Source organism: Streptoalloteichus tenebrarius, assembly GCF_024171885.1.
Lineage (GTDB): Bacteria > Actinomycetota > Actinomycetes > Mycobacteriales > Pseudonocardiaceae > Streptoalloteichus > Streptoalloteichus tenebrarius.
On sequence record NZ_JAMTCP010000014.1, the window covers coordinates 96,638 to 114,700 of the forward strand.

Here is an 18,063-nt window from a genome sequence, read left to right on the forward strand (position 1 = left end):
GCTCGCACCCCGGGTCCCCTCCTCACTTCTCGGCCGCGCTGGTCTCGGGGGAGGCCACGGACCCCGGTGCCGCCCGCCCCGGCGGGGCGTCCGCCCACGGACCGGACGCGCCCGCGCCGATGACGACGATCCCGTTGTCGGCGCGGGGCGGGCCGAACTGCCGCACGAACATCTCGGCCCCGCTCTCGGGCGGCAGCAGGGCGGCGCCCCGCGCGGCCACCAGCTCCGCCAGCTCGGCGCTCCCCGCGCCGGCGGCCCACGGCCCCCAGTTGACCGACGTGACGCGGGCGGTGGGCAGGCACGCGCGCAACGCGACCGCGTAACGGTTCAGCCCCTCGCTGGCCATCGCGTAGTCGGCCTGCCCCCGGTTGCCGACCAGCCCGACGACCGAGGAGAACAGCACGACGTGCCGGAGCCGCTCGGTCCCCAGCACGGAGAGCACGTTGTCCAGCCCGACCAGTTTGGTGGCGAGCACCCGCCGGACCTCCTCGGCGGTCTTGTCCACCAGGGGGCGGTCGACCAGCAGGCCGGCCCCGTGCACGACCCCGGTGACGCGGTCGGCGTGCGGCGCGAGGGCCTCCCGCAGGCGGGCGTGGTCGAGGACGTCCACCGGCAGGTACTCGACCCGGGGGCCGCACGCGGCCAGGGTCCGGCGCACCTCGCGTCCGGCGCGCACCGCCGAGCACCACCGATCGACCTCCTCCGGCGTGGGCGCGCCGCCCTGGTCGCCGAGGTGCGCCTCGGCCGCCGCGAGGAGGTCGTCCCCGTCGCGGCCCTCCGCCCACCCCGGCTCCTCCGCCAGCGGCGTCCGGCCGAGGACGAGCAGGTGGCAGGGGAAGGCGCGGGCCAGGGCGGTCACGCAGTGCGCCGTCACTCCCCTGGCCCCGCCGGTGACGACCAGCAGGTCGTCCGCTCCGGGACGGGCCGCGTCCCCGGCCGCGCCGGCCTCCGGCTCGTCGGCTCCGGCCAGGTCGAGCGTGGTGCGGCGGTGGTCGTGGTAGACGACGGTCGTGACCGAGGTGTCGACGTCGAGCAGCTCGGCCGTGACGAACCGGCGCACGGTGTGGTCGTCCAGCTCGGCGCTCAGCTCGACCGAGCGGCAGAACAGCGTCGGCGCCTCGACGGCCAGCGTCCGCGCCAGCCCGGACACCGCGCCCAGCAGCGTCCTCGGCACGTCCACGTCGGTGGCGCCCGACGTCACGGCCGAGCGGGTGATCGCGAGGAAGGCGGACCGCCCCTCGCCCGCGCTCGCCTCCAGGTGGCGCTGGGTGTGCTTGGCGACGAGCAACGCGTGGGTGAGCCGGCGCACGCTGTCCTCGACCGAGCCCACCGGGGTGGCCGCGACCTGCGCGCACACATCCAGCCGTCCGGTCGTCGCCACCAGGTCGGACACGGCCCTTGCCAGCTCGTCCTCGTCCCAGCCGAGGAGCCGCCGCGTCCCGTCGGCCGGCTCGCGGTCCGCCGCGCCGGGCAGGACCAGCACGTGGACCCGCATGTCCGACGCGCGCAGGGCCTCGACGACCACGGGCGCGGTCGACGACCCGTCGTCCACCACGAGCGCCACCGCGCCGGGGACGTAGGCGCCGGTGTCGATCTCCGCGTCGGCCAGTTCCCGGCTCACGACCTGGCGGCAGTGGATGGTCGGAGGCGGGGGCGCGGCGTCTCCGGCCGTGGCGGGCCGCGCTCCGTTCCCGTCCTCGGCCACGTTCTCGCCCGTACTCTCCGGGGAGGCGGTCGTCCCGTCGGAGGTGGGTGCCGCACCGCCGGCACCGCTGGTGCCGCCGGCAGCGCCCTCCCCGGTGGTGTCCACTCCCGGGTCCAGGACGATGTCCCACTCCCCGTCCTGCCCCTGCGCGGAGGCCCCTGGCCCTGGCTCGTCCGGCGTGTGCGACGGCGACGGGGGTGGGGCGGGCCGGGCGCCGCGCTCCCTGGGCGGGTCCGGTTCACCGGATCGACCGGGCGGGGCGGGGCCGACCGACTCGACGGGGACGCTCTCCCGGGGAGCCGGCAGCTCCACGGGGGCGACCGGTGGGAGCGGGACCGGCGCCCCGTCGGACGACGGCACAGCCGTGGAGGGGGTGGCGGCCCTCGGGTCGGACGTGCGCAGGAAGTCGAGCAGGGCGTCGCCCGCGCGGACGTGCGCGTCGGCCAACGTCTCGCCGTAGATCCGCAGGTGGTCCAGTGTCGCCCCGGGGCGCGCCCCGTCCGGCCGGCCGGCGAGGGCCGCCATGGCCTCGCGCACGATCCGCGACTGTCCACTGAGGAACTCGTCGTAGAGCGCGAGCCGCTGGGCGACGAACCGCAGCGCGCCCTCGTCCCTCGGCGGGACCTCGACGGCCGACCCCGGCGGCACCGCCACCACCGACAGTGGGCCGGTCTCCGCCGGCGCCGACGACACCGACGACACCGATGACACCGACGTCTCCGCCGGCACCGACGTCCCGGCTCCTGACGACGGGACGGGCGGGGACGCCTCCGCCTGATTGTCCACAGTAGACACCGAAGCGCCGCCGATCACGATCACGTCCCCCCGACCGGTCCGCGCGGGCGTGGGAGCCTCCCTGTCGAGGCCCCGGTTGAGCCCCCGGAGCGGGACGCCCGCGACGGCCAGGGTGAGCGCGGCCCGCTTCAACGCCAGGTCCGAGTCGCCGGAGGGGCCGGCGTCGGTCGCCACGCACAGCACGTCGGGGTCGGGGAGGGTGCGGCGGGCGAAGCCGGTGAGCACCGCGTTCGGGCCGAACTCCACGAACACCCGGCACCCCTGGTCGTACAGGGCGCGCAGCCGGTCGGCGAACGCCACCGGACGGCGGAGCTGCTCGGCCAGTACCCTCCGGTTCGCCACCACGTCGGCCCCGTACTCCGCCCCGGGCGTGGTGGCGAGGACCGGGATGCGGGGCGGGAACATCTCCCGGGTGCGCACGGCGGCGTGGAACGCGTCCACGGCGTGGGCGACGAGCGTCGTGTGGAAGGCGGCGGACGCCGGCAGCCGCCGCGCCCGCACACCCGCCTCCCGGCACGCCTCGACCAGTTGCTCCGCCTGCCGGGTGACCCCGCCGACCACGACCTCGTCGGGGGCGTTGACGTTGCAGATGACGAGGTAGGGGAACTCCGCGATCAGGCGGCGCACCGTGGCCTCGTCCGCGGCCACCGCGACCAGGGCTCCAGGGTCGAAGTCCGGTGGCGCGCCGACGGGCGGAGCCAGCGCGGCCCCCCTGGCGCGGGCGAGCGCGCAGAAGGTGAGGTCGTCGAAGGCCCCGGCGGCCCACAACGCGGTCAGCTCCCCGAAGCCGTGCCCCAGGCACCCGGCGGGGAGGAAACCCCGCTCGCTCAGCCACCGGAACTGGCCCGCCGCGAGCGCGCCGATCGCGGGCTGGGCGTACTCGGCGCGGCGCAACGCCTCCCGTTGACGCGCGGCCGTCCCCTCATCGTCGGTCGGGGGCGGGAAGACCACCCGGGACAGGGGCTCGGTGTCGGCGAAGAAGAGGTTCATGGTGTCGAACGCGGCGCGGACGGGCGGCACGGACACCGCGGCGGCCCGGCCCATGTTCACGTACTGGCTGCCCTGACCGGCGAACAACGCGGCCACCCGGACCTCCGGCGCCAACGCCGCGCGGCGGTACGCGACGCCGGCCGGGTCGCTCCACCCCCACCCGCCCGGGTTCGCCCTGAGTCGGGCCGCCGCCCGCTCCACGAGCACGGCCCGTTCCGCCCGGTCGCGGTGCACGACACCGATCCTGGGGTGGGTTGGCGGAATCTCGTCGGGCTCCACGGGAGTGTCCTCGTCCAGCCGGCGCAGCAGGGTCCGCACGTCGGGCGCGGACCAGACCGTCACGCGCGCGGCGGGACCGGCCACCCCGGTCACCACGGGCTCGCCGTCGTGTTCCTCCAGCACACAGTGGACGCTCGCGCCGCAGGGGTCGACGACGGAGACGACGGCCCTGCGGCGACGTCCGACGGGCTCCCTGATCCACGGCAGGGCCACGGGGGTGCCCCGGGGGCCGCCGTCGCCCACCGGCCACCCCCGGTCGAGCCGGACGGACCGGTCGGGCCGGTCGGGCCGGTCGGGCCGGTCGGGCCGGTCGGGCCGGTCGACCGTCGTCGGCGGCAGGATCTTCTGGTGCAGGGCGAGCGCGGCCTTGACCAGGCCGGCCGCGCCGGCCGCCGCCCCGGTGTGCCCGATCTGCGCGGCGACGCCGCCGAGCACGGAGAGCCCTCGTCCCCGCCTCCGTCCGCGCGGGTCCTCGGCGCCTGATTCGTCCACAGAGGACAGTTCAACGAGGTCGGCGGCGACGACGCGGGGGCGGTCGGCCTCGACGAGCCCGACCGAGGCCGGATCCACCTCGGCGTCGGCGAACGCCGCGCGCAGCGCCGCGAGCCGCTCCCGTCGGCCCGGCGGGTCGACCTCGGGATTCCCGCGGTTCCCGGGGTTCCCGCCGTCGCGGGCCGCGCCGAGGCCGAGGAGCACCGCGTAGACCCGGTTGCCGTCCCGCCGCGCGTCGGCCAGGCGGCGCAGGGCCAGCATCGCGACGCCCTCGCCGGGGGCCGGGTCCTCCGGTCCCGGGGACCAGCCCGGCCCGGCCGGCGGCCGGAGGACCGGCGCGCCCTGGTCGACCAGGGCGTCGAGCAGGTCGCAGCCCCCTGTGATCATCATGTCGGCCCTGCCCTCGACCAGCTCGGACACGGCGACCCGCAGGGCGGCGAGCGCGCTCGTCCCGCCGGCGACGACGTCGCAGCTCAGCGCGCCCAGACCGAACCGGTCGGCGACGAACCCCGACACGTCCCTCGGGGGGAGGCCGGGGAAGCGGGCCTCGTCGGGGTCGGCGGCGGCGTCCCGCGCCCGGGACCCGCCGACCGCCGGGAGGCCCACCCCGAGCACCACGCCGACCCGGGCGCGGTCGCACCGGGCGGCGCCGTCCGCCTCGGCGTCCCGCACCACGGCGCGCGCCACCGCGAGGGCGAGGAGGTGACGGGCGTCGGCCACCCGCGCCACGGTGGACGGGAGGCCGAACTCCACCGGGTGGAAGGGCACCGGGGGCAGGAGGCCGGCCCTGCGGGGTGTCGCTCCGTCCGGCGCTCCGCGCGTCGCCGGGAGGTCCGTGAGGCAGTCGCGTCCCGTCACCACGTTGTGCCAGAACTCGCGGAGGTTGGCGGCGCCGGGGAACACCGCGCCCATGCCGACGATCGCGACCGGGTGGTCGCCGAGTCGTCGACCCCCCTCCGGCGAATGGCTTTCCCGCGCCCCGATTCCCGGCGCCCCGCCACGGACGACCCTGTCCACGCCAGTCCTCCCACCCGGTTTCTCCCGCGCTCGATGTCACCTCGCCGCATCGGGCGCCACAGCGCACCTGTTCGTCCGGCCGACAGTTGTCCGGCCCCGCGTTGTCCGGCCCCGCCCGCCGCGCTTCCCGCGCGGCCGACGGATCAATTCCCGCCTCCGCCGAACGCCCTGCCCCGCCGGAGGTCGCCGCCCATCGTGACCAAGCCCCCCAGGCCGATCAAGCCAGGTCATCCTGTCGAGTCATCGGGCCGACCGGTCGCGCTCCCCCCACCGGGCAAGGGCGGTTCACCCATTGGTTCGGCGCGGCGCGCCCCGTTTTCCAAGATCGTTCGTTGCCCGCGCAAGGACAAGATCGACAATTGTGCTCGGTCCCCGGCGGACAACCGGACCTCTCTTTCCCTCCTCAGAACATCCACGAATTCGCGAGGGATAAGCGGGTATCGCCGAAAGGGCGAGGAACGCGCGATATGTCCACTGTGGACAAGGTGCGCGCGACGAGGAGACCGCCGTTCCCCGACCCCTTCAGGGACAGGACGGGGGCGGGCGACTGGCGCCGCCCACCCCCGTGACCGCCCGGCGGCCAGCCTCAGCCCCTCGCGGCCTCACGCAGGATCTCGACGGCGCGCGCCCGGACCGGCTGCGACGCCTGGCTCGGCGCGCCGGCGTGGAACGGCGGCCGGGGGTCGTACTCGATGGCGAGCTGGACCCCCTCCGCGGTGACCTGGTCGGCCAGCCTCGCCGCGAGGGCCAGCGCCATGTCGATCCCCGACGAGACGCCGGCCGCCGTGACGACCCGGTGGGCGTCCTGGAACACGACGCGCTCGGGCAGGAACCGCGCGCCGTACGCCTCCAACCGCTGCGCGGCTCCCCAGTGGGTCGTCGCGTCCAGACCGTCGAGGATCCCGGCGGCGCCGAGGAGCAGGGAGCCGGTGCAGACCGAGGCCGTCCACCGCGTGGTCGCGTGGACCTTCGCCAGCCAGGGCACCAGCTCCGGCGGCGGCGCCAGGCTGCCCTCGCCGCCGGGGACGACGAGGACGTCGCAGGCGTCCACCTCGTCGAGGGCGGCGTCGGCGGTGATCGCCAACGCGCCGCTGTCGGCGCGAACCTCGCCCTTCTCGGTCGCGACGAACAGCACCTCCGCGCCCGGCACGAGCCGAAGGACCTCGTAGGGCCCCACGGCGTCGAGCGCGGTGAAGGACGGGAAGAGAGGGATCACGACGCGCATGCTGAGTCCTTGTCCCTGAGGTGACGGTGATGACCGCAGAAGATCAGAAGGGGTACCGGGAGGACATCCCTCTCGCGACCGATGTGGCGTCCACACCCGACGGTCACCGCGCCCCGGGCGGCGGCGCTCCGAATCGTGGGTGAGCGCGGGAGGACGCAGAACCCGGTGACCGGCTCGGGCGGGATGTCGCTGGGCACGGCGCGGGAGGTGGGGCCGCGGCCGCCGTTGGGGTTGAGCCGTTGTTCGACGCGGCACGGGTGGCGGTGACGGGTTGTACGCCCGTCGTGCCGGGTCGGGAGTGGGGCACGCGGTTGAACCTGCACGCGGTCGAACCTGTTCGGGCCGCCGCCCAGCCTCGGCCTCGGTCGGCACCCCCGCCACCAACCGACCAGCACCCGCCCGCCGCGCCGCCGCCCGCACCCAGCGAACACACCGCCGGCGCGCCCGCCGCCGCACCCCCGGTCTGGTCAGCCGCTGGCGGTGTCGCTACCGCGCCAGGGCGTGTCTGGTGGATCTTGTTGTTGGGGCCCGGCGGAGTCCTGGCTCCTGGGCAAGAAGTCGGGGGTGGGATGCGGCGCGGGGCGGTGTGGGAGCCGTTGTCGCCGGACCGGTCGCCACGTCGCGGCAGGCCGAACCTCCGCCAACGCCAGCGCGCCCACCTCCCACTCCGCCAAGGGAAAGCCCTCGACGACCACGGCCACCGCGACCGCCGCCGCCAACCCCGACGGGTCTCACACGGCGCCACCACCGCGTCGACCAACCTCGCGCCCCGAACGGACAACGCCGTCGCCCGCGACCCCAACGCCCCGTCCACGAACAGGTCGAACAGGTCCCCCGCCAACCCCCGCACCGCCAGCTCCGGTGCCTGTTCGCTCGCGAAGGCTCCACACCGAGCTGACGACCGGTTTTCGCGGAGCGCGAAGGGGGTTGCGCGCTCCGCGCTCGGTCTGGTCGTCTCGCCGGTGCGATCCGACGTGCGACGAGGGGACGTGGTGGCGGTGCCGACCATGGTGCGCGACGTGACCGACGAGCGGGACGCGCTGCTGGCGTTCCTGGCCGAGCAACGGGCCGCGTTGCGGCGCGCCGTCCACGGGCTGACCGACGCGCAGGCCGCCGCCACGCCGAGCGCCAGCGGACTGAGCCTCGGCGCGCTGGTCAAGCACGCCGGGCAGGTCGAGAGCACGTGGATGGACCTGGTGGCGGGAGAGGAGGTCCGGCTCCCCGACGAGCGGGACGCGTTCCGGATGACCCCGGACGAGACGCTGGACCGGTTGCTCGCCGACTACGCGGCCGCGGCGGAGCGGACGGACGCCGTGGTCGCGGCCGAGCCCGACCTGGGCCGCCGGGTCGATCTGACCCCGATGAGCCCGCTCCTGCCCGCCGGCGCGGGCCGCACGGTTCGGTGGGTCGTGTTCCACCTGGTCGAGGAGACCGCGCGGCACGCGGGCCACGCCGACGTCATCCGCGAGTCCCTGGACGGCGCGAGCGCCCTCGACCTCGTCTCGGCCGTGGGCGCCCCGCTCATCCCGGAGTACCCGCACCTCACGATGGGCAGTGTGGCGTCGCGGACAGGGCAGTGACCTGACGAACGAATCGCGCCCGGGACGAGGGCGCGCGACCTAGCATCGCCGGCGTGGAACCGTCGGAGGCGAACGCGGCGCAGGAGCGGACAGGGCGGGTCGGGCCGGGCGGGTCCGTCGGGTCGGACGGCTCCGTCGGGTCGGACGGCTCCGTCGGGCCGGACGGCTCCGTCGGGCCGGACGGATCGGCCGTGGCGGTGTTCGAGGAGCACCGACCCCGCCTCCTCGGCCTGGCCTACCGCCTGCTCGGCTCGGCCAGCGAGGCCGAGGATGTCGTGCAGGAGGCGTTCCTGCGGTGGGACGCCGCCGAGCGCGACCTGGTCGCGTCGCCGGCCGCCTGGCTGACCAAGGTCGTCGCCAACCTCTGCCTCAACCAGCTCGCCTCGGCCAGGGCGCGGCGGGAGAGCTACGTGGGCCCGTGGCTGCCGGAGCCGGTGCTCACCGAGGACGGCGCGCTCGGTCCATTGGAGACGGTCGAGCGCCGCGAGTCCGTCTCGTTCGGCCTGCTGGTCCTGCTGGAGCGGCTGACGCCCCCGGAGCGCGCGGTCTTCGTGCTCAGGGAGGCGTTCGGGCACAGCCACCGGGAGATCGCCGAGATCCTCGACGTCGAGGAGGCGCACTCGCGCCAGCTCCTCCGCAGGGCGCGGCAGCGCGTCGGGGAGTCGCGCGCCAGGTACTCCGTCGACAGTGGACACCACCGCAGGGTCGTCGAGCGCTTCCTGGCCGCGACCCTGCACGGCGACGTGGCCGAGCTGGAGCGGCTGCTGGCCGACGAGGTCGGGTCGTGGGCCGACGGCGGCGGCGCGGTCACGGCGGCCCGCCGGCCGGTCCTGGGCCGCGACCGCGTCCTGCGGTACCTGCTCGGGATGGGCCAGCGGCCGGAGGCCGCGCACCTGACCGCGACGATCGCCGAGGTCAACGGCGAGCCGGCCGCGCTCCTCCGCTTCGGGGGCGTGCTCGCGGCGGTCGTCACCGTCGAGACGGACGACGACGGCCGCGTCACCGCCGTGCGCAGCGTGTTCAACCCGGAGAAGCTCGCGTACCTGACGAAACAGCTCGTGTGACGACCCTCACCCCTCCGCCCTGTCACGAACCGGCCGGCTGCCCGGTTCAGGGGGCAGGCAAGGAAGGGGTGGACGACATGTCGCATCGACTCGTGATCCTGGGGGCCGGCTACGCGGGGCTGGCCGCGGCGCGGCGGGCGGCCGCGAGGCTGCGGCGCCCCGACGTGCGGGTGACCCTGGTCAACGCGACGGACCGGTTCGTGGAGCGGGTGCGGCTGCACCAGCTCGCGGTCGGGCAGGACCTGCGGGAACACCCGCTGGCCCCGCTGGCCGCCGCCGCGGGGATCGAGCTGGTCGTCGCGCGGGTGACCTCCGTGGATCTCGCGACCAGGACGGTCCGGTTGGACGCGGCGCCGCACGCCGTCGGCTACGACACGCTGGTCTACGCGCTGGGGAGCGGGGCGGACACGGCGGGGGTGCCCGGCGTGGCCGAGCACGCCCTCACGGTCGCCGAGACCGAGCAGGCCGAGCGGGTGCGGGCCCACGTGGCGACGCTCCCGTCCGGCGGCGTCGTCGCGGTGGTCGGCGGCGGGCTGACCGGCATCGAGATCGCCGCCGAGCTGGCGGAGTCGCACCCGCGCCTGCGGGTCGAGCTGCTCACCAGCGGCGGGGTCGGCGACTGGCTGTGCGCGAGCGCGCGGGACCACCTCCGTCGGGCGTTCGACCGGCTGGGAGTCGGGGTCCACGAGGACAGCCGGGTCGTCAAGGTCGGCGAGGGGGCGCTCCTGCTCGACGACGGACGGGACAGGCAGGCCGACGCGGTCGTGTGGGCGGCGGGCTTCCGGGTCCCCGACCTGGCCGCGCGGGCCGGTCTGGCGGTCGACGACCGGGGCCGGATGGTCGTGGACGAGACGTTGCGGTCGGTGTCGCACCCCGACGTCTACGGCATCGGGGACGCGGCGGCCGCGGCGGCGATCGACGGCGCGGAGACCAGGTTGTCCTGTCAGACCGCGCTGCCGATGGGCCTGTACGTCGCGGATGCGATCACCGACGTCCTGACCGGACGGACGCCGAAACCGGTGAGGGTGCGCTACTTCTGGCAGAACGTCTCGCTCGGGCGGCGGGACGGGGTCACCCAGTTCACGCGGGCCGACGACAGCCCGGTGGACCGGGTGCTCACCGGGCGGGTCTCGGCGCGGTTCAAGGAGGTCATCACGCGCGGCGCGGCGTTCAGCGCCCGCCGGCCCGGCCCCTACCTGCCCCACCGGCGCCGCGCTCCGCGCTCCTCGGCCTGACAACTCCCCAGCCTGGCATCTCCCCAGCCTGACAACTCCTCAGCCTGACAACTCCTCAGCCTGGCATGGCCAGAGGCTGGCCCGGTGACGGCGTTGCCGCTCCGCGCGCGCGGAGCGGCAACGCCGAGGGGCGACACCGAGGGGCGACGCCTCGAATGTCCTCTGTGGACGATCGAGGCGTCCCCCTGCCCCACTGGACCCACCGGCCCTATCGGCCGGACCGCGCCGTCGCCCGCTCGGGGCGGAGCAGGACCCACGCCTGGAGCGCCGCGTAGAGCAGGAGCCCCGCGCCGATCGCGCTGGTCACGTGGATGCTGTCGGTGAAGGCGGCGCGCGCGGCGTCGGCCAGCGCCTGCCCCGCGGGGCCGCCCACCTCCCTGGCGGTCACCAGGGCGCCGCCGAGGGTCTCCCGCGCGGCCTCCATCCTGGTCTCGTCCACACCGGGCACGGAGGTCAGCTCGGTCTGGTAGACGGCGGTGGCGAGGCTGCCCAGCACGGCGACGCCGAGCGCGCCGCCGAACTCGATCGCGGTCTCGGAGATCGCCGAGGCCGCGCCGGCGCGTTCCGGTGGCACCGTGGACAGCATGGTGTTGTTGGTCAACGTCATGACCGAGCCCTCGCCGAAGCTGACGAGGACGAAGGCCACGCTGGCCACCAGCACGCCGTGGGAGGGCGGCAGCCACACCAGCACCACGAAGCCCAGCGCCGCCAGCACCAGCGCGAAGGCGATCAGGGTGGCCATGCCGACGTGACGGGCGGCGGCGGCCACGACGAACCCGGCGCCGATGGCCAGCGCCGCGCCCGGCAGCAGCAGGAGCCCGGCCCGCAGCGGGGTGAGCCCCTGGACGAGCTGGAGGTACTGCGGGATCAGGAACAGCGAGGCGGTCAGGGCGAAGACCACCATCAGGTCGGTGCCGATGGCGACGCTGAACCGCCGGATGCGGAACAGCCCCACGTCGATCATCGGGTCGGCCAGCTTCTTCTGCCGCCGCACGAACAGGTAGCCGACCAGCAGGCCGAACGCGATCGTCAGGATCGGCGTGACGGCCAGCCCGCGCTTGGCGACGGTCTTGACGCCGTAGACGACGGGGAGGATGGCCAGCATCGACAGGACGACGCTGGGGATGTCGAACCGGCCGGGGCTGGGGTCGCGGTACTCCCGCACGAGCAGTGGGGCGACGACCAGCGTCACGACCGTGACCGGCAGGTTGATCAGGAACACCGACCCCCACCAGAAGTGCTCCAGCAGCCAGCCGCCGATGATCGGGCCGAGCGCGGCGCCCGCGCTGAAGGCCGACCCCCAGGTGGCGATCGCGAACAGCCGCTGCCGCTCGTCGTGGAACATGTTGCGCAGCAACGACAACGTCGAGGGCATCAGCGTGGCGCCGGCGACGCCGAGCAGCGCGCGGCCGGCGATCAGGGTCGCCGCGTCCGGCGCGTAGGCGGCCATGAGCGACGCCACGCCGAAACCGGCGGTGCCCATCAGCAGCAGCCTGCGCCGGCCGATGCGGTCGCCGACCGTGCCCATGGTGACCAGCAGGCCGGCCAGCAGGAACGAGTAGATGTCGACGATCCACAGGAGCTGCGGCCCCGACGGGCGCAGCTCCTCGCTCAGGTAGGGCACGGCGAAGCCCAGCACCGTCATGTCCACGGAGATGAGCAGCACGGGCAGCATCAGCACGACCAGGCCCACCCACTCGCGGGGGCCCGCCCTGCCCTGCCGGTCGCCGCCGGGCGTCATCGGCCCGCTCCCGTCCCGTGTCATGAGTTCTCCGTCCTGCCGACCGGCGGATGTCGCGGCGCGCCCCTCGACCGCCCCCCGGCGGCGGGCCGCGCCGCCGCGTGCCGGCCGGGCCCTTCTGTGTACAGATGTACATTTATTTGTACTGTAGTACACAAACGACCGGAGGTGCCCGATGAGTTCCGCCAGCCCCCACCGCGCCGCCGCCGCCCGCGAGCATGGCGGCAGACGTTGATGGCCGCGCGCCGAGGACCGGCCGACCCGCACCGGCGGGAGCGGATCATCGCGGCGACCGAGGCGGTCCTGCGGGAACACGGGATCGCCGGGCTCACCCACCGCGCGGTCGCGCGCGAGGCCGGCGTGCCGCTCGGCTCGACCACGTACTACTTCGCGAGCCTGGACGACCTGCTCAAGGCCGCCCTGCACCGGCTCGTCGAGCGCTACCGCGCGTGGATGCACGAGTGGGGCGAGCAGGTCGGCGACGCCTCACCGGAGCGGCTCGTCGAGGGGTTGACCGACCTGGTCCACGAGAGCGTCGCCGAGTACCGGCAGGACCTCGTCGTCGAGTACGAGCTGTGCACCGCCGCCATGCGCCGGCCGGAGCTGCGCGAGCTGGCCTCGTCCTACACCAGGATCGACGTCGCCGTGCTGGCCCCGCTGACCGGACTCGGGAAGGCGCACGCCCTGTCCGCCGCGATGGACGGCCTGCTCGTCAGCGGCCTGACCTCGCCGGCCCCGCCCTCCCGGGACCAGATCCGCACGGTGTTCGCCGCCATCCTCACCCCGTCCGAGTGACACACCCCTGGCGGCGTCCACCACAGGTTCGCCGAGGACTGTGTGGGGCGACCACGTAGGCGTCCGGGTTCCGGCCACCTACCGTGATCGCCCATGACGCGTGGCTCAGCTCACACCGTGGACCTGTCCGGCCGGGTCGCCCTGGTGACCGGGGCGGGCGGCGGCATCGGGCGGGCGTGCGCCGTCGCCCTGGCCGGAGCCGGGGCCAAGGTGCACGTCGTGGACCGGGACCGCGACCGCGCGCTCGCCGTGGCGGACGAGGTCGACGGCTGGGCGCACGTGGTCGACCTCGCCGACGCCGGCGTGATCGACACGCTGCCCGACGAGGTCGACGTGCTGGTGAACAACGCGGGCCTCCAGCACGTGGCCCCGCTGCACGAGTTCCCGCCCGAGCGGTTCGCCCACCTGCACCAGGTCATGGTCACCGCGCCATTCCTGCTGATGCGGCGCTGCCTGCCCCACATGTACGCGCGGGGGTGGGGCCGGCTGGTCAACGTCTCCAGCGTGCACGGCCTGCGGGCCAGCGCCTACAAGGCCGCCTACGTCTCGGCCAAGCACGCGCTGGAGGGGCTGAGCAAGGTGGCCGCGCTGGAGGGCGCCAGGTACGGGGTGACCAGCAACTGCGTCAACCCCGGCTACGTCCGCACGCCGCTGGTCGAGGGGCAGATCGCGGCGCAGGCCGAGGCCCACCGCATCGCGCCGGACGAGGTCGTCGACGAGGTGTTCCTCCAGCGCCCCGCGGTGAAGCGGCTGGTCGAGCCGGAGGAGGTCGCCGCGCTCGTGCTCTGGCTGTGCGGCGAGGCGGCGGGCTGCGTCACCGGAGCCTCCCTCCCGGTCGACGGCGGCTGGACCGCGAACTGACCTCGCCGGTCCCTCCCCCTGCCCGCGTCGTGCGACGCGCCGCTTTCCCACCGCGACACAACGAAGTGTGGTGACCCGCCTTGAGCGCCTCCCCTCCCTCCCGTTCCCTGCCCAGAATCGTCGCCGCCAGCCTGATCGGCACGACCATCGAGTGGTACGACTTCTTCTTGTACGGCTCGGCCGCCGCCCTGGTGTTCAACAAGCTGTTCTTCCCCAACAGCGACCCGTTGACCGGAACCCTGCTGGCCTTCGGCACGTACGCGATCGGCTTCGGCGCGCGGCCGTTGGGCGGCCTGGTCTTCGGGCACTTCGGCGACCGGTTGGGACGCAAGAAACTGCTCGTGCTGAGCCTGTTGCTCATGGGCGGATCGACGTTCCTCATCGGACTGTTGCCGACCTACGCCACGGTGGGGGTGGCCGCGCCGCTGCTGCTCACCCTGCTCCGGCTCGTGCAGGGGTTCGCGCTCGGCGGCGAGTGGGGCGGCGCGGTGCTCATCGTCTCCGAGCACGGTGATCCGGCGCGGCGCGGCTTCTGGGCGTCGTGGCCGCAGGCCGGAGCGCCCGGCGGGAACCTGCTGGCCACGGCGGTGCTCGCCGCGCTGGCCGCGCTCCAGTCCGATGTGGACTTCGTGGCGTGGGGGTGGCGGGTGCCGTTCCTGCTCTCCGGCGTGCTGGTGCTGATCGGGTTGTGGATCAGGCTGGCCGTGTCCGAGTCCCCGCTGTTCCTGGCCGCCCAGCGGGCGGCGGAGGAGCGGCCGAGGCAGGCGAGGGCGCCGATCGTGCGCGTGTTGCGCGAGCACCGGCGCGAGGTGCTCGTCGCGATGGGCGCGCGGATGGCGGAGAACGTGTCCTACTACGTGATCACGGCGTTCATCCTGGTCTACCTGACGGGGCCGCTGGGCCTGCCCAAGTCCACGGGGCTCAACGCGGTGCTGATCGCGTCGGTGGCGCACTTCGCGGCGATCCCGTTCTGGGGCGCGGTCTCCGACCGGTTCGGGCGGCGGCCGGTGTACCTCGCCGGCGCGGTCGGGGTCGGCGTGTGGAGCTTCGCGTTCTTCCCCCTGCTGGACACGGGGTCCTTCGCGGTGATCACCTTCGCGACCACGGTCGGGCTGGTGCTGCACGGCATGATGTACGGGCCGCAGGCTGCGTTCTTCTCCGAGCTGTTCGGCACGGGAGTGCGGTACTCGGGAGCCTCGATCGGCTACCAGATGGCGTCGCTGGCGGCGGGCGCGGTCGCGCCGCTGATCGCCACCGCGCTGTTGGGGGCGTTCGGCTCCGCCACCGTCGTCGCCGGTTACGTCGCGGTCAACGCCGTGCTCACCGTCGTGGCGGTCCTCGCCGCGCGCGAGACCCGGGGCAGCGACCTCGCCACCGACCTCGCCGGCGGCGGGGAACGGGAACGGACCCCGTCCGTGCCAGCATGAGCGCGGTGAGCGCCGTGACACCGCTGACGACCGCACTGAGCCGGATGATCGACCTGCTCGCCGCCGGCGCCCCCGCCGAGTCGTTCGCCGAGGTGACGGCGACGGCGCGGGCGGCGGGCCTGGCCGGGGGCGAGCTGGCCGAGGTCGAACGGGCCGCCGAGGCCGCGGCCAGGATCGAGCGCGCGCTGCGCCAGCACCGGCGGCGCGAGGCCGAACTGGCCGCCCTGTTCGACACCGCCAGCGACCTCGCGGCCCTGCGGGACACCGACGCGGTGCTGCGGTCGATCGTGCACCGCGCCCGGATGCTGCTCGGCACCGACGTCGCCTACCTGAGCCTGAACGACCCGGCGGCGGGCGACACCTTCATGCGGGTCACCGACGGGTCGGTCTCGGCGCTGTTCCAACGGCTCCGGTTGGGGATGGGGGAAGGGCTCGGCGGTCTCGTGGCGCAGACCTGCCGGCCCTACGCCACCCCCGACTACCCCACCGACCCCCGGTTCCGCCACACGCGGCCGATCGACGCCGCCGTGCTGGACGAGGGGCTGGTGGCGATCATCGGCGTGCCGCTGACCGTGGGTGAGCGGGTGATCGGCGTGCTCTTCGCGGCCGACCGCGCCCCGCGCGCGTTCTCCCCCGACGAGGTCGCCCTGTTGTCCTCGCTGGCCGACCACGCCGCGATCGCCCTGGACACCGCCCGGCTGCTGGAGGACAGCCGCACCGCGCTGGCCGAGCTGAACACCGCGCACGAGACGATCCGCGCGCACAACGCCGCCATGCGCCGAGCCGAGAAGGCCCACGACCAGCTCACGGACCTGGTGCTGCGCGGCACGGACGTGCGGGAGGTGGCCGCCGCGGTCGCGGCCGTGCTGGGCGGCGGGATCGTCGTGCACGACGCGGACGGCGTGGAGCTGGCCTGGATCGACGCGGACCCGGTTCCCGCGCCGGCCGCCGCCGTGGCCGCCTCGCGGGCCTCGGGCCACGCGGTCCCGGCCGCCGAGGGCTGGGTGTGCGCGGTGTCGGCCGGCGCGGAGCTGCTCGGCAGCGTCGTGCTGACCGGGCGCCCCGACCTCGGCGACGCCGACCGGCGGCTGTTCGAGCGCGCGGGCGTGGTGACCGCGTTGTCGTTGCTGTTGCGCCGCTCGATGGCCGAGGCCGAAAACCGGGTGCGCGGCGAGCTGGTGAACGACCTGGTCAGCGCGCCGGGACGGGACCAGGACGGGCTGGTGGCGCGGGCGGGGCGGTTGGGCGTCGACCTGCGGTCCGAGCACGTGGTGCTGGTCGGGCACGCCTCGGCCGAGGTCAGGGACCGGCTGGCCGCGGCGGCGGCGCGGCACGCGCGGGCCGCGGGTGGCCTGGCCGGCGGCCACGAGGCGCACGTCGTGCTGGTGCTGCCGGGCGACGCGCCCGGCGACGCGGCGCGGGCCGCCGCCAGGGACCTCGGGGCCGCCGTGGGCTGCCCGGTGACGGTGGGCGCGGCCGGCCCCGCCGCCGGGCCGCCCGCCCTGGCCGCCGCGCACGCGGAGGCGACGCGCTGCCTCCGCGCGATGCTCACGACCGGCCACAGTGGACGCGGGGCCTCCCTGGCCGAACTGGGTTTCCTGGGCGTGCTGCTGGGCGACCGGGCCGACGTCGACGGTTTCGTCACCGCGACACTCGGCCCGGTCCTGGACTACGACGCCCGGCGGGGCACCGAGCTGGTCCGCACGCTGGACGCCTTCTTCGCGCACGGAGCCAGCCTGACCCGCGCCGCGTCCGCGCTCCACGTCCACGTCAACACGGTGGTGCAGCGCCTGGACCGAGTCAGGACCCTGCTCGGCCGCGACTGGCAGGAGCCCGACCACGCGCTGGAGATCCAGATCGCGCTGCGCCTGCGCCAGCTCGCCGCCACCGACTGATCACGAACCCTGGGCCGCCCTCGGAGGACCGAGGACGACCGGCAACCCCGGCACGTCGGGGTTGCCGGTCGAACCGGAAGGTCCCACCCGAGGAACTACTGCCAGCGCTGGTTGTTCGCCAGGTCGCAGTTGGCCTGGACGACCTCGGCGCCGTCGTCCTGGCTCGCCCGGACCACGCTCAGGCACTTTCCGGTGCTCTTGTTCTGGAAGCTGAAGACGCCGTACCCGTGATTGATGAGGTACCAGCGCTGGCTGTCCCCGCCGCTACAGGTCTTCTGCACGACAGGAGCGTTGTTCGCCGTGGAGCCGGCGAGGATGTCCAGGCACTTCCCGCTGTTCTGGTTGATGAAAACGATGGCGTCGTCGGGGAACTTCTCGTTGTACCAACCCTGGTTGGTGCCGCCGTTGCAGCCCCACTGAATGACCTTGGCCGCGTCCTCCGTGCTGCCGCCGAAGACGTCCAGGCACTTTCCGCTGTGCAGGGCCGCGTAGGTGTACGGGCCGCCGGGCAGCGGCGCCGCCGAGGCCGAGGGGGCCGCCACCAGGAGGGACGCCGCCATCACGGAGGCCCCCGCCGTCAGGGCGCGAAGCAGGCGTGGCATGGAATCTCCTTCACAACGAAGAGGACGGATGTCTGCCTTTCCGCGAGGGAGCGCCCACTCACACGACGACATGAAAAATCCGGCGGGAAACGCGAGGACCGTGACCGAAACCCCTGTGTTCCCGTCGGTCGCACACCCCCTCGTCCGTGCTCGCCGTTCCCGGGGAGCACACGTGATCATCATTGGGCGTGCGGAAAGCGGGCGTCAAGCGTTCGGACAGAGAGTGCCGGCATCGTCAGTGATCACGACTTTCGCACTGGGACGACCAGTGGCGCGCGGAAAGGACCACGCGCGCCGGCCTGTTCGCCGAGACCCGTGAACCCGTTCGGCTGCCGGAAGGCCGGAATCTTCCCGAGCGCC

The 18,063-nt window shown here is 74.8% G+C and carries 12 protein-coding genes; 8 read left to right on the plus strand and 4 right to left on the minus strand.

Features of this window, described 5'->3' with window-relative positions; all coding sequences use genetic code 11:
- Nucleotides 1-22: 22 nt before the first annotated feature.
- Entirely contained in the window at nt 23-5,278 is a 5,256-nt protein-coding gene (locus LX15_RS14530; RefSeq protein ID WP_308213469.1) for a polyketide synthase, read from the minus strand.
- Nucleotides 5,279-5,864: 586 nt separating this feature from the next.
- Entirely contained in the window at nt 5,865-6,503 is a 639-nt protein-coding gene (locus tag LX15_RS14540; RefSeq protein ID WP_253670102.1) for a DJ-1/PfpI family protein, read from the minus strand.
- 81 nt (nt 6,504-6,584) lie between these two features.
- Here LX15_RS14540 and LX15_RS33930 point away from each other — a divergent pair, with 81 nt between their 5' ends.
- The 4 genes from LX15_RS33930 to LX15_RS14555 all read left to right on the plus strand — a co-directional run bounded on the left by LX15_RS33930 (nt 6,585) and on the right by LX15_RS14555 (nt 10,382).
- The gene (locus tag LX15_RS33930) at nt 6,585-6,770 is read left to right on the plus strand and encodes a hypothetical protein (RefSeq protein WP_464818591.1); all 186 of its coding nucleotides are present in this window, start codon (nt 6,585-6,587) and stop codon (nt 6,768-6,770) included.
- A 707-nt stretch (nt 6,771-7,477) separates the two neighbouring features.
- Entirely contained in the window at nt 7,478-8,083 is a 606-nt protein-coding gene (locus LX15_RS14545) for a DinB family protein (protein WP_253670103.1), read from the plus strand.
- A 53-nt stretch (nt 8,084-8,136) separates the two neighbouring features.
- Nucleotides 8,137-9,147: an RNA polymerase sigma-70 factor gene (locus LX15_RS14550; RefSeq protein WP_372502718.1), complete on the plus strand. Its 1,011-nt coding sequence runs from the start codon at nt 8,137-8,139 to the stop codon at nt 9,145-9,147.
- Nucleotides 9,148-9,224: 77 nt separating this feature from the next.
- Entirely contained in the window at nt 9,225-10,382 is a 1,158-nt protein-coding gene (locus tag LX15_RS14555) for an NAD(P)/FAD-dependent oxidoreductase (RefSeq protein ID WP_253670104.1), read from the plus strand.
- 208 nt (nt 10,383-10,590) lie between these two features.
- On the opposite strand, the gene LX15_RS14560 is transcribed toward LX15_RS14555, so the two are convergent.
- The gene (locus LX15_RS14560) at nt 10,591-12,147 is read right to left on the minus strand and encodes an MFS transporter (protein ID WP_253670105.1); all 1,557 of its coding nucleotides are present in this window, start codon (nt 12,145-12,147) and stop codon (nt 10,591-10,593) included.
- 144 nt (nt 12,148-12,291) lie between these two features.
- Here LX15_RS14560 and LX15_RS14565 point away from each other — a divergent pair, with 144 nt between their 5' ends.
- The 4 genes from LX15_RS14565 to LX15_RS14580 all read left to right on the plus strand — a co-directional run bounded on the left by LX15_RS14565 (nt 12,292) and on the right by LX15_RS14580 (nt 17,101).
- Nucleotides 12,292-12,918 carry a TetR/AcrR family transcriptional regulator gene (locus LX15_RS14565; RefSeq protein ID WP_253670106.1) on the plus strand — a complete coding sequence of 209 codons (627 nt, stop codon included), beginning with the start codon at nt 12,292-12,294 and terminating at the stop codon, nt 12,916-12,918.
- 93 nt (nt 12,919-13,011) lie between these two features.
- A complete protein-coding gene (locus tag LX15_RS14570; RefSeq protein ID WP_253670107.1) occupies nt 13,012-13,779 on the plus strand; it encodes a 3-hydroxybutyrate dehydrogenase in 768 nt (255 codons plus the stop codon).
- Between the two features lie 80 nt (nt 13,780-13,859).
- Nucleotides 13,860-15,206, plus strand: a complete 1,347-nt coding sequence (locus tag LX15_RS14575; protein ID WP_253670108.1) for an MFS transporter — start codon at nt 13,860-13,862, stop codon at nt 15,204-15,206.
- Nucleotides 15,203-17,101, plus strand: coding sequence for a helix-turn-helix domain-containing protein (locus LX15_RS14580; protein ID WP_372502719.1), 1,899 nt, complete (start codon nt 15,203-15,205; stop codon nt 17,099-17,101). Before LX15_RS14575 ends, LX15_RS14580 begins: the two co-directional genes overlap by 4 nt.
- A gap of 95 nt (nt 17,102-17,196) precedes the next feature.
- Here the strand turns inward: LX15_RS14580 and LX15_RS14585 are convergent, their stop codons facing one another.
- Nucleotides 17,197-17,703 carry an RICIN domain-containing protein gene (locus tag LX15_RS14585; protein WP_253670110.1) on the minus strand — a complete coding sequence of 169 codons (507 nt, stop codon included), beginning with the start codon at nt 17,701-17,703 and terminating at the stop codon, nt 17,197-17,199.
- Nucleotides 17,704-18,063 lie beyond the last annotated feature (360 nt).